At 71.5% G+C, this 11,929-nt stretch carries 12 protein-coding genes; 7 read left to right on the forward strand and 5 right to left on the reverse strand.

The features are described 5' to 3' along the window. Nucleotides 1–172: 172 nt before the first annotated feature. Together MYF83_RS29100 and MYF83_RS29105 are read left to right on the forward strand one after the other, a co-directional pair. Nucleotides 173–1,909: a chromosomal replication initiator protein DnaA gene (locus MYF83_RS29100; protein WP_248963928.1), complete on the forward strand. Its 1,737-nt coding sequence runs from the start codon at nt 173–175 to the stop codon at nt 1,907–1,909. 239 nt (nt 1,910–2,148) lie between these two features. Continuing rightward, nucleotides 2,149–3,747 (forward strand): Na+/H+ antiporter, encoded by a 1,599-nt coding sequence (locus tag MYF83_RS29105; protein WP_248963929.1) that lies wholly within the window; start codon nt 2,149–2,151, stop codon nt 3,745–3,747. Between the two features lie 10 nt (nt 3,748–3,757). On the opposite strand, the gene MYF83_RS29110 is transcribed toward MYF83_RS29105, so the two are convergent. Then, nucleotides 3,758–4,015, reverse strand: a complete 258-nt coding sequence (locus MYF83_RS29110) for a UBP-type zinc finger domain-containing protein (protein ID WP_248963930.1) — start codon at nt 4,013–4,015, stop codon at nt 3,758–3,760. A gap of 114 nt (nt 4,016–4,129) precedes the next feature. Next, nucleotides 4,130–4,846, reverse strand: coding sequence for a YqjF family protein (locus MYF83_RS29115; RefSeq protein ID WP_248963931.1), 717 nt, complete (start codon nt 4,844–4,846; stop codon nt 4,130–4,132). A gap of 135 nt (nt 4,847–4,981) precedes the next feature. Between MYF83_RS29115 and MYF83_RS29120 the strand changes: the two genes are divergently transcribed. Genes MYF83_RS29120 through MYF83_RS29135 form a run of 4 tightly spaced genes read left to right on the forward strand, consistent with a single transcriptional unit; the run spans nt 4,982 to nt 7,365 of the window. Beyond that, nucleotides 4,982–6,196, forward strand: a complete 1,215-nt coding sequence (locus MYF83_RS29120) for a Gfo/Idh/MocA family protein (protein WP_248963932.1) — start codon at nt 4,982–4,984, stop codon at nt 6,194–6,196. A gap of 46 nt (nt 6,197–6,242) precedes the next feature. Further along, on the forward strand, nt 6,243–6,611 hold the full coding sequence (locus tag MYF83_RS29125; protein WP_248963933.1) for a DUF8711 family protein: 369 nt from the start codon (nt 6,243–6,245) through the stop codon (nt 6,609–6,611). Nucleotides 6,612–6,667: 56 nt separating this feature from the next. Continuing rightward, nucleotides 6,668–7,009: a YidH family protein gene (locus tag MYF83_RS29130; protein WP_248963934.1), complete on the forward strand. Its 342-nt coding sequence runs from the start codon at nt 6,668–6,670 to the stop codon at nt 7,007–7,009. A 2-nt stretch (nt 7,010–7,011) separates the two neighbouring features. Then, nucleotides 7,012–7,365, forward strand: coding sequence for a DUF202 domain-containing protein (locus MYF83_RS29135; protein WP_248963935.1), 354 nt, complete (start codon nt 7,012–7,014; stop codon nt 7,363–7,365). A gap of 2 nt (nt 7,366–7,367) precedes the next feature. Here the strand turns inward: MYF83_RS29135 and MYF83_RS29140 are convergent, their stop codons facing one another. Continuing rightward, nucleotides 7,368–8,483, reverse strand: a complete 1,116-nt coding sequence (locus MYF83_RS29140) for a ferritin-like domain-containing protein (RefSeq protein WP_248963936.1) — start codon at nt 8,481–8,483, stop codon at nt 7,368–7,370. A 90-nt stretch (nt 8,484–8,573) separates the two neighbouring features. On the opposite strand from MYF83_RS29140, the gene MYF83_RS29145 reads away from it, so the two are divergent. Further along, nucleotides 8,574–9,233, forward strand: coding sequence for a TetR/AcrR family transcriptional regulator C-terminal domain-containing protein (locus tag MYF83_RS29145; RefSeq protein WP_248963937.1), 660 nt, complete (start codon nt 8,574–8,576; stop codon nt 9,231–9,233). Between the two features lie 48 nt (nt 9,234–9,281). Here the strand turns inward: MYF83_RS29145 and MYF83_RS44490 are convergent, their stop codons facing one another. Both MYF83_RS44490 and MYF83_RS29155 read right to left on the reverse strand, forming a co-directional pair. After that, a complete protein-coding gene (locus MYF83_RS44490) occupies nt 9,282–10,301 on the reverse strand; it encodes an aggregation-promoting factor C-terminal-like domain-containing protein (RefSeq protein WP_372500268.1) in 1,020 nt (339 codons plus the stop codon). 485 nt (nt 10,302–10,786) lie between these two features. Next, nucleotides 10,787–11,785, reverse strand: a complete 999-nt coding sequence (locus MYF83_RS29155) for a LacI family DNA-binding transcriptional regulator (protein WP_248963938.1) — start codon at nt 11,783–11,785, stop codon at nt 10,787–10,789. Nucleotides 11,786–11,929 lie beyond the last annotated feature (144 nt).

Consider the following 11,929-nt stretch of genomic DNA (forward strand, 5'->3'; position numbering starts at 1 on the left):
GCGTGGCCGGGTCTGAGAGGTCAAGGACGATCTGCCGTTCGCATGCCCTTTCGTGGGGAGCGTGTGCGAGGAGTGGCCTGCGGGGTCTGCCATGACGGCGACATGTACGGTTCGGTAGGGTTTTCTGAGGTCGAGTGGACGAATAAAGGCTGGTTAAAGCACTATGAGTGCCATGTCGGAAGTTGTCCCACTGCCATCGTTCGGTGAGGTGTTCTTCGACGCCCGGGGCCAGGAGCGAGTTCTCCGGGTCACCTGGCATGAGGGCACGCTCGTCCTCAGCCTGTGGCGAGGCGAGATGTGCACCGCCAGTTTCCGTATGCCGATGGACGACGTGGGCCGCTTGCTGGACACGCTGGACGAGGGGTACGCGGAGGCGGGCGGCGAGTACGCCGACGGGGAAGAGGACTACGGCGACGAGGCCGAGGAACCTGAGTACCCCGAGTATCCGGGCACGGGCCAGTACGCCCGCCCGGCCGGCGTACCCGAGGAGGCCGGCTACCCCGACGAGCAGCCCTACCCTGACGAGCAGCCCTACCTCGACGAGCACGGCACCGCCGGCCCTTACCCGCGTGAGGACACGGTCGGGCTCCCTGTGGCGGCCCATGGCCCCAATGACGTGCTGGTGGCCCGGGGAGCGGCGCCGGTCCCGGACAAGCTCGTGGCGTCGCGCTCCCGCCGCGGCGACTCGCGCCGAGGCGACCGGCCCGCGCGGACCGTCCCCGAGGGCGACTATGCGCCACAGGCGGCGCGGCAGGGCGACCACCCGGCCCAGGTCCCTGCTCAGGGCGACTATCCGGCCCCGGCCCATCCTCAGAGCGACTATCCCGGCCCCCAAGGCGACTATCCGGGTCCTCAAGGCGACTATCCGGGTCCTCAAGGCGACTACCCGGGTCCTCAAGGCGACTACCCAGGGGGGCCCGGCTACCCGGCACTGGGCGACCCTGCACCGCATTTCGTCGCCCCCGACTACGCGGCGCACCCGGAGTATCCCGCGGGGCCGCACCACACCGCGGGAGCGGACTACCAGGCGGGGCCCGGCTACCAGCCGCAACCGGGCTACCCGGCGCCCGGCCAGGCGCCCCTCGGCGGCCATCCGTCCCGGATGCCGGACTATCCCTCGCAGCCCGAGCCGCCGCTCGGCGTCGTCCCGCCGCAGGCACCCTTCCCCGGTTCCCTGCCGGGCACCGGCCCGCAGCCGGTCCCGCAGGCCGCCGCGGGCGAATACGGCGCGAACCCCGACTACACGCCCCCCAGCGGTTTCTCCTACACCGGCGACTACCCGCCGCCCGCCGGCCATGACCCTCGAGGTGACTACGGCGCACCCGCCGGGCGCGGTGACTACGGCGCTCAGAACGACTACGGCACCGCGAACGACTACGGCACGCAGAACGACTACGGGGCCGCGAACGACTACACCCCCGGCGCCGCCTTCGGGCCCCAGGGCGAGTTCGGGCCCGGGGCGGACTACGGCCGGCCGGCCGACTACGGCACGCCTCCCCTCGACTACTCGGCTTCGCCCGGCTACGGCTCCTCGCCGGAGTATCCGCCCCTCCCGGAGTACGGCGGGGCCCGGTACGGCGGCGCCGACGCCGACGCGGTGCCGAGGGAGAACCTCATCGTCAACGACTCCCTGCCGTTCGGCCAGCCCGACGCGGGGTACCGGCCGTCGGGGGACCCCTCGGGGTACGACCTGCCGCAGGTGCCTCCCCAGTCCGCCGTGGACCCCTCCGACCCGCTCGGCCTGGGTTCCATGGCGCAGCGGCCGCCGGACTCCACCGATCCGAACCTGCCGCGCCCGTACGTCCACGACCCGATGTACACGACGGGCGAGCGCGTCCGTCCCGACGGGCGGCCCGGCACCGACGGGAACGGCCGCCCCTACCCGCAGGAGCCCGGCCGGGACTGGTGAGGCACGGCGGACCTGCGGCCGCGTGCCTCCGCCGGTCCGAGGGCCCGCCACGGTGCCGGTGGTCCGGCCGCCGCCCGCCGCCCGCAGCGATGCCGGTGGTCCGTCCACCGCGGTGCCGGTGGTCCGCCCGCCGCGATGCCAGGGGTCCGGTCGCCGTCCACCGCGCAGGGCCGTTCCCGCGGTGAACGGCCGGGAGAAGGCGCAGCCGTGCCTTCGCGCGCCGCATATCCTTGTGATCAATGAACGTTACGACTGCGCTCCAGCTCGTGCTGCTCCCCGCGGGCGCGGTGGCGATCGCGGCGATCGCCCGATGGCGAGGCTGGTCCACTCCGCTGCTGCTGGTGCTCGCGGGGCTCATCGTCGGAATGATCGCCGCCCCGATCCAGGGCGTGCCCTCCTACCGCCTGGACCCCGAGATCGTCCTTCTCATCTTCCTGCCACCGCTGCTGTACTCCGCGGCGCTCGACAGTTCCTACCTGCGCCTGCGTGACGTCCGCCGGCCGGTCGGCCTGCTGTCGGTGGGGCTCGTGCTGTTCAGCACCGCCGTGGTGGGCCTGCTGACCCATGCGATGATCCCCAGCCTGCCGCTGGCGGCGGCCTTCGCGCTCGGCGCCATCGTCGCCCCGCCGGACGCGGTGGCGGCCGTCGCCGTGGCCCGCAGGCTCGGCCTCCCGCGCAAGGTCATCACCATCCTGGTGGGCGAGAGCCTGTTCAACGACGCCACCGCGCTGACGGCCTACCGGGTCGCGGTGGCCGCCGCCGTCGGGCAGGGCGTCAGCATGCTCGACGCCTTCTGGCACTTCGCCTACGCCGCGGGCGGCGGGCTGGTGATCGGCCTCGCGCTGGCCTACGTCATCGGCCGGCTGTTCGAGCGCCTGGAGGACCCGCTGATCACGAACGCGATCTCGCTGCTGATCCCGTTCGTGGCCTACCTCACGGCCGAGGCCGTGGAGGTCTCCGGGGTGCTGTCGGTCGTGGTGGTCGGCGTCTTCCTGGGGCACCGCGCCTATCGCACCAGCTACGGCGCGCGGCTGGTCTCGTACTCGATGTGGAAGGTCATCGACTTCTTCCTGGAGATCGTGGTCTTCCTGCTCATCGGGCTCCAGCTCCCGCTCATCCTGCAGGGGCTGAGGGGCCAGAACCCCTGGCATGTCGCGGGCTACTCGGTCGCGGTGTTCGCGGCGGTGGTGGTGGCCCGCGTCGTCTGGGTGATCCCGGGCGTCTACCTGCCGCGCCTGCTGTTCCGCAGGATCCGCGAGCGGGAGCCTAAGCCCACCCGTGCCCACACCGCCGTGATCGGCTGGGCGGGCATGCGCGGCGTGGTGTCGCTGGCCGCGGCCTTCGCGCTGCCCCCGGACTTCCCGGCGCGCGACCTGCTGCTGTTCCTCACCTTCGTGGTGGTCACCGGAACCCTGCTGGTGCAGGGCCTCTCGTTCCCCCTGCTGATCAGGAGGCTGGGCGTCTCCAGCGATCAGGAGGTCTACAAGGACAACCTGTCGGAGGCGGCGGCGCAGCAGGCGGCGGCCGGCGCGGCGCTCGCCCGGCTGGAGGAGCTCACCGGCGACGGCGTCATCGAGACCCATGCCGAGGTCGTCGACGGGCTGCGCGTCCAGGCCGAGCGCCGCGCGATGGGCGCGTGGGAGCGTCTCGGCGGGGGCGTCGGCCCCGAGGGCGAGGAGACGCCGAGCGCGCTGTACCGCAGGCTCCGCCGCGCCATGCTGGAGGCCGAGCGTTCGGTGCTGGTGCGCATGCGCGACGAGCGCCGCATCGACGACGAGGTGCTGCGCCGGGTCACCAGGGAGCTGGACTACGAGGAGGCGACCCTGGCGCGCGAGTAGCGCGCCTCGCTCATCGGGCGGCCGGCGTCAGGCTCACGACCTCGTGGATGTAGCACCACAGCCACGCCTCGCCGTCCTGGAACGACCGCATCACCGGATGGCCGGTCTCCTCGAAGTGCCGGGTGGCGTGCCGCCCGGGCGAGGAGTCGCAGCATCCGATGTGACCGCACTGGACGCACTTGCGGAGATGGACGTAGCGGCGGCCTTCGGCAAGGCACTCCTCGCAGCCGTCCGGCGTGCGCGCGGCCGGCTCCGCCTCGATCCCCATGTCTTCACAACCCACCATCAGTCCCCCCACGTCAGTAGATGTTAGTGCAGGCCCGGCCACCGCACGGCGGCGTCGCCATCGTCTCTCCCCCGCGGCGAAGCCAGAGGCGCCTGTCTAGTGGTGCCACATGCCGATGCGGACGGCGACCCCGGGCGAGGCGTGCATGAGCGGGTCGTGATCGGGGGCGGGGAGCCCGGCCGCCTGGAGGAGATCCTGCCTGACGCGCACCAGCCGGGCGTGGTGCAGGCGCCAGGGAGGGTGTTCGACCTCGGCGTGGGCCGGCCTGCCGGCGATGAGGGTGAACAGCCGGTAGCGGTCGGTCAGGAAGCTCGCCCGCTCGTCGCGCTCGGTCTCCGAGAGCGGCGGTCCCAGCTCGACCTCCGCGTCGCCGCGCGCGCCGGCGGGCCCCGGCCAGCGGCGGCGGCAGCGGTACAGGTGGCGGTCGCCGTCCACGCGCACGGACATGGCGGACCAGTAGTAAGGAAGCCGGTAGCCGGCCCGGCCGCCGAGGACGGCGGGAAGGCGCTCGGCGTCCAGCGACAGGAACCACAGCCCGCTGCGCCCGAGGGCGTCTCGCACGTAGGTGCGCACGTTGGTCTCGGGGAACCGCGAGAGCCACGGCAGGGGCGGCACCCCGGGCGGTCGCACGCCCTCCATGAGGAAGGGGACGAGCCCGACGTAGGCCGAGCCGTCGAACGTCTCCACCGTCAGCCCCTCCGGCAGCAGCGCCTGCACCACGCCGGCCGGGTAGCGCCAGTGGATGAACGTCAGGGCGGACCACCGCTGGTGCATCACCGGACGGGAGACCCTGGGGGACCACGCTGTCGGCATGGTCCACTTCTACCCGGACGGGCGTCCTCACGCGCGGGGCGTTCGTGGGCGGTGCCTGATGCCATCCCTACCACGTTTGCCCTAAAGTGCTTGTTCATGCCGATGTAGCGGCATAAATGAGCAGTGAGGGGAAGCATGAGCCAGGGGACTTCCGGCGGCGCGGTGGCCGCGGGTGGCGGGGAGGCGGATCTGCGGATCGGGGTGGCGGGGTTCGGGCTGCGCCGCTCGGTGGCGCTGGAGGCCCACCGTCCCGGCCGGGGGAGCCGCGTGGTCGCCGTCTGCGACCCCCGGGAGGAGGCGCTGGCGGACGCGCGCCGGCTGATCGGCCCGCAGGTGCGCGCGACGGGCGACTTCGCCGGGCTGCTGGACGCCGACGTCGACGCGGTCATCATCGTCACGCCGGACCACACCCACGCCGAGCTGGCGGTGCGATCGCTGAAGGCCGGGAAGCCCACCTTCGTCGAGAAGCCGCTCGCGATCACGCTCGAGGACTGCGACCTGATCCTGCGCACCGCCCGTGAGGAGCGCACCCGGCTCTACGTCGGCCACAACATGCGGCACATGCCGGTGGTGCGCACCATGCGGCGGCTGATCACCGAGGGGGCGATCGGGGAGGTCAAGGCGGTCTGGTGCCGTCACTTCGTCGGTGACGGCGGCGACTACTACTTCAAGGACTGGCACGCCGACCGGCGCAACACCGGCGGGCTGCTGCTGCAGAAGGGCGCGCACGACATCGACGTGATCCACTGGCTGGCCGGCTCGCGCACCACGCGGGTCACCGGCATGGGCGGCCTGGTCGTCTATGGGGGGATCACCGACCGGACCCCGGAGCTGCCGGACGACTGGTACGACCCCGCGCGCAACTGGCCGCCGCTCGCCCAGAAGGGCCTCAACCCGGTGGTGGACGTGGAGGACCTGTCGATGATGCACATGCGGCTGGAGAACGGTGTCTACGCCAGCTACGAGCAGTGCCACTTCACCCCGGACTACTGGCGCAACTACACCGTCATCGGCACCGAGGGACGCCTGGAGAACTTCGGCGACACCGGGGCGGGAAGCGTGGTGCGGGTGTGGAACGCCGGCAGGAGAGCCTACGACCCCGAGGGTGACCTGACGGTGCCGGTGGTGGCGCGGGAGGGCGGCCACGGCGGCGCCGACCAGGAGCTGGTGGGGGAGTTCATCCGGTTCGCCCGCGCCGGAGGCGTGACCGACACCTCCCCGGTGGCGGCGCGGGACGTCGTCGCCGCCGGGCTGCTCGCCACCGAGTCGCTGCGCAACGGTTCCGTGCCCCTGGACGTGCCGCCGGTCGACCCGGACCTTGCCGGCTATTTCGCGGCGGGCCAGTGCTGACACGGGAATCGGTCACGCTGCAAGGAAGTTGGATAGGGTCGATTTCATGCGATTTCTCCCCCTTGCCGCAGCGACCGCGATCGGTTTCACCATGCTCACCACGGGGTGCAGCACCGTAGACAAGGCCCAGGCCTGCATCGAGGCCAACAAGGTCATCGGCGAGACGGGCGCCAAGATCACCACTCTGGCGAACGACCCGAAGGCGATGGAGCAGGCCCTGAACGACGGGGCCGCGAAGCTGCAGGACGTGGCCGACAAGGCGGGCAACACCACCCTGAACCAAGCGCTCGGCGACCTCGCCGACAGCTTCAAGAAGTTCGACGTCAACAGCGCGGAGGAGGCGGCGGCCACCGCGCAGAAGGTCGCGACGGACACGGCCAAGGCCGTCAGGACGGTCGCCGAGGAATGCACCTGATAACACCGAAAACCCGACATCTCTAGGGGAAATAGGCATGAACTAGCCTCATTCTCATGAGTGTCGAGGGAAGGGAGCCGGACCCCCGGTTCACGCTCGCCAACGAGCGGACGTTTCTCACCTGGCTCAGCACGTCGCTCGCGCTGAGCGCCGGAGGCGTGGCCATGGCCGCCCTGCCGAGGGACGTGTTCGTGCCCTGGGTCCGCACGACGCTCGCGGTCTTCCTGGTGCTGCTGTCCGCCCTCGCGGCGGCGCTGGCCTACCCCCGGTGGCGGCAGGTGCAGCGGGCGCTGCGTCTGCGGGCGCCGCTCCCGCCGCTCGCCCTGGCCCCGCTGTTCGGATACGGGGTCGCGGCGGTGGCCGTCCTGGCGCTGGTCCTCATCCTCGTCGCCGGCTGACCGTGACCCGGCCGGACGAGGCGGACCAGGCCGGCGAGGCGGGTGGTCCCGGCCTGCACAGCGAGCGGACCCTGCTGGCGTGGATCCGCACCGCGACCACGCTCTCGGCCGGCGGGCTCGGCGCGGCGGGCATCGCCGGCCGGCATACCGGGGACGGCGTGGCCGCGATCCCGTTCGTGCTCGCCGCGCTCTGCGGGGCCGTCCTGCTGGCCAGGACCGGGCTGCGGCACCGGCGTGTCGAGCGGGCGCTCCACGGAGGGCTGCCGCTCGACGCCGGCGCGGACGCCCTGCTCGCCTGGCTCGGCGTGCTGGCGGTCGCGGCCGGCGCGATCGTGTTCGTGCTCACCCCTGGGTGAGCTCAGCCGCCGGCGCCCTGGGAGATGGTCTCGGCGATCTCCTCGGCCCGCTCGGTCTCCTCGGCGGCGAACCGCTCGGTGTCCAGCCGGTCGGCGATGTCCTCGTCCTGCTTCATCAGCACGTCCAGGTTCTGCCCGGCCATCTCCAGCACGCCCATGTCGGCGTAGGCCTTCTGCAGGCGCTCGCTCCACAGCCCGATGTCCTTCACGCACGGGACGATGCGGCTGAACAGCAGCGAGCGGAAGAGCTTGAGGTACTCCGACTCGTCGACGGCCTTCATGGCCTCCTGCACCTCTTGCGGCGTGAGGCCGAGGTTCTCCCACTGCTCGACTCCGCGAAGCCGGTCGCGCATGAGGTAGCAGCCCTCGATGACGAAGTCCTCGCGCTCGCGCAGCTCGGCCTCCGACAGCTCCTTGTAGTAGTCGCGCAGGGCCATCCGGCCGAAGGCGACGTGCCGGGCCTCGTCCTGCATGACGTAGGCGAGGATCTGCTTGGGCAGCGGCTTGGTCGTGATGTCGCGCATCACGCCGAACGCGGCCAGCGCCAGCCCCTCGATCAGCACCTGCATGCCGAGATAGGGCATGTCCCAGCGCGAGTCGCTGAGCGTGTCGTCGAGCAGCGACTTGAGGTACTTGTTGATCGGGTAGGCGATGCCGACCTTCTCCTGCAGGAACCGGGCGTAGGTCTCGGCGTGCCGGGCCTCGTCCATCGTCTGCGTGGCGGCGTAGAACTTCGAGTCCAGGTCGGGCACCGACTCCACGATGCGGGCCGAGCAGATCATGGCCCCCTGCTCGCCGTGCAGGAACTGCGAGAACTGCCAGGCCGCGCCGTGCCGCCTGACCTCCTTGCGCGTCTCCTCGTCCATCTTGTGCCACAGCGGAGTGTCATAGATGGCGATGGACTGGTCGGGGATGCCCAGAACGTCGTAGGGGTCGACCTCGAGTCCCCAGTCGATGCGCTTGACCGAGTCCCACTGCTTGTCCTTGCCCTTCTGGTACAGGGCGAGCATGCGGTCACGGCCCTCGTCGTACTCCCAGGTGAACCGGGAGGAGCCGGCCATGTCCACATCCCAGGTGGAAAGCTCGGCGGGGATCGTGTAGAGCTCGTGCGTCGACACAGAGGCCTCCAGGGGGACGTACACCGTACGTACAAGGGAGAGTGACACGTACGCTGTACGTACGTCAATGCACAAGGAGAGAATGATCCCATGCCGCCCCTCACCCGAGCCAAGATCGTCGCCGCCGCCATCGACCTGATCGAGCGAGAGGGCGCCGACGCGATCTCGATGCGGCGCATCGCGGCCGATCTCGGCGTGGGGGTCATGTCGCTGTACAACCACGTGCCCAACAAGGCCACGCTCCTCGACGCGGTGGCGGAGACCGTGCTGTCGCAGATCTCCTTCACCGACGACCCCGAGGCCGAGTGGACCGAGCGGGTGCGCATCCAGGCGCGGGCGTTCCGGCAGATCGCCCACCACTACCCGCGCTCGACCATGGTGGTGGTGAGCCGCCAGCTCAAGTCGCCGGCCGGGCTGTTCCCGGTGGAGCGGGCCCTCGCCACGCTGCGCGAGGCCGGTTTCGGCGGCGAGGACGCCGTCCAGATCCTGCGCACGTTCATCGCCTACATCATCGGCTCGCTGCTGCGCGAGGTGGGGGTCACGCCGACGTTCGCCCCGGTGCACCGCTCCGACGTGCACCTGCCCGACGTGGACGCCACGCTTTTCCCCGAGGTCGGCACCCTCGCGCCGCTGCTCGGCGTGTGCGACCACGAGGAGGCGTTCGAGTACGGGCTCGACCTGCTGATCCGGGCGATCGACGTCCAGTTGCGGGACTCGCGGTCGTCGAAGGGGGAAAGCGCCCGGGGGTGATCCCCCCGGGCGCGGGAGCGCGACCTTCCCCTGGGCGCTCCCGTGGGCTCAGTACCAGTTGTGCGACCTGAAGTGACCCCAGGCGCCGCAGGGCGAGCCGTAGCGGCCCTTGATGTACTTCAGCCCCCACCGGATCTGGGTGGCGGGGTTGACCCGCCAGTCGTGCCCGACTCCGACCATCTTGTCCCCCGGCAGTGCCTGCGGGATGCCGTAGGCCCCTGACGAGGGGTTCTGCGCCCGGTGGTTCCAGTTGCTCTCCCTGGTCCACAGGCTGTCCAGGCAGCGGAACTGCGTCACCGGCCACGATCGCTGGGTGACCAGGCGATACGCGATCGCCTTGTTCCTGCCCTTGGGCGTCTTCGGCGCCCAGGCACGCATCTTGGGGCGTGCCGAAGTCCTCCATGTCCGATGGTGCACCAGGTGGACGGCCTTCCTCGCCGTCACGCTTCCGGCGCCGGCCCTCGTCCCCGCGCCGGCACGGGCCTTGGCGGTGACCTTGGTGGTGACCTTGGCGACGGGCTTGCCGGTGACCTTGGCCTTGCCAGTGGCCTTGGTGGTGACCTTGGCGACGGGCTTGCCGGTGATCTCCGCCGTGCCATTGGCCTTGGCCTTGCCTGCGATCACGGCCTTGCCTGCGGTCACGGCCTTGCCTGCGGTCCCGGCGCCGGCTCTGGCCTTCGCCTTGGCCGTTGCCTTGGTCGTTGCCCTGGTCCCGGACTTCGCCTTGGCTGTGACGGCCTTCTCCGCGGGCTCCGTCCTGGTCGCCTCGATGAGATCGGCGGCCATTCCCGCCAGCCCCGCCCGGGTCCAGATCGGTCCCCTCGGCCTGGCGACGGCGTCCGAGGCGGCCGGTGTGGTGCCGGCCGGGGCGGCGGTGGCGGGGATGTCGGTGGCCGGGACCGGCTGGGCCGGTCCGGTCCGAGGCCGGGCCGGCTTCGCCGTCCCGGTGATGGTGTCGGGTGCTGCCTCCGACTCCGCGATGGCCTGTGCCGCTCCGGCCGTCCCGTTCAGGACGGTGGCGGCGATGACGGCCGCGACTGCGCCACGAAAAGCGCGGTTACTGTCCAATTCGGTCCTGTTCATCGGGTCGCGTGCGGAAGGCGGCCGCAAGTGGCGGCCGCCGCCGTCTCCCGCCCGTGGCTCGGGCGGCGGACGTCCGCGTGGCCGTTCCGGAATCGGTTGAGGACACTGTGTCCCCCGGAAGGCGCCGCGACGGGTTCTACGGCGGTTTCTAGTAGCCGATCCGCCCTCGACCCACGATTCGCGACACGCCCCGGACAGTTGTTTGCGATCAGGGCGGGACATCTCTGCCGTCTCGCGGGGGCTCGTTGCCCTGCCTCGCGTCCGTCGTGATCATCGTGTGGTCCAGAAATGCCGCACGGTTGAGGTTTCGCGCCACAGCGCCCGTGAATACGGGACCACCGCGACATCCCGCCCGGCGCGCCGCGGCGGCCGTCACCTGCCGGTTCTGAGCGGTTTCGCGGCGATAGAGGGTGGTACGGGTGCAGCGCCCGGCCCGCGCAAGATGCGACCGGGGCCCAGGAGCGGGACGGTCAGCGGCGCGGCCCGCAACTGCCCCGGACGATCAGTTCGGTGGGCAGCGTGACCGTGCGCGAGCGGCGCCCCTCGCGCAGGACCAGCTCGGCCGCGCGGTAGCCCATGTCCTGGGCCGGCTGGGAGATCACCGTGAGCGGGGGATGGCAGAGCTCCGCCCACGGCACGTCGTCGAACATGATCAGCGACACGTCGCGCGGCACGCGGAAGTCGAGCTCCCGCGCCGCCAGGACGGCCGCCTCGCCGAGCACGTTCCCCCCGGCCAGCACGGCGGTGAGGTCGGAGCGGTGCTGCAGCAGCCCGGCGGCGGCCGCGTACGCCGAGTCGCGGGTGGCGTGCGCGTGCACGATCAGCTCCTCGTCGACCGGCACGCCGAGCGCGGCCAGCGCCTCGCGGAAGGCGCGCACGCGCTGCGCCTGCCCGTGCCGGGCGAGGAAGGCGATGCGCCGGTGCCCGAGACCCGCGAGGTACTCCACGGCGGTGCGGACTCCCGTGCGGTCGTCGGTGACCACCGCGGGGACGTTCTCGCGGCCGGGCACGGGTCGCTCGGCGAAGACCACGCCGAGCCCGGCGCGGAAGGCCGGCCCCCACATCTCGCCGTCGCCGGACGGCACCGCGATCACCCGCTCCACGCTCTCCTCGATGAGCGTGCCGATCAGCTCGGCCTCCCGCTCGGGATCGTCGCCGGTGGTGCCGATCATCACCGGCTCGCCCGCCGACTGGGCGCAGGCGAGCACCCCGTCGGCCAGCCGGCCGTAGAAGATGTCGGTGATGTCGGGAACGAGCAGCCCGATGCCGCCGGTGCGCTGCCGGCGCAGGTTCCGTCCGAGGGCGCTCGGGCGGTAGTCCAGCCGCGCGGCGGCGGCCAGGACCTTCTCCCTCGTCGCCGGGCTCGCCGACCCGGTGCCCGACAGCACGCGCGAGACGGTGGCGACTCCGACCTCCGCCGCCTCGGCCACGTCCTTGATGGTCGCACGGCGCTGCCCGTCACTCCTCATGGAAACGATTCCATCATAGATTCCATGGAGAAGCCAAGGCAGAGGGGTGTTCCGAAGAGTGTGAGAAGCCTATATTCCAGAAGGGCTTGACAGTGATGTCCGGTTCCGGTGAGATTCATGAAAACGTATCCACCTCCGGCGGCA

The organism is Sphaerisporangium perillae, from assembly GCF_023276435.1.
Classification (GTDB): domain Bacteria; phylum Actinomycetota; class Actinomycetes; order Streptosporangiales; family Streptosporangiaceae; genus Sphaerisporangium; species Sphaerisporangium perillae.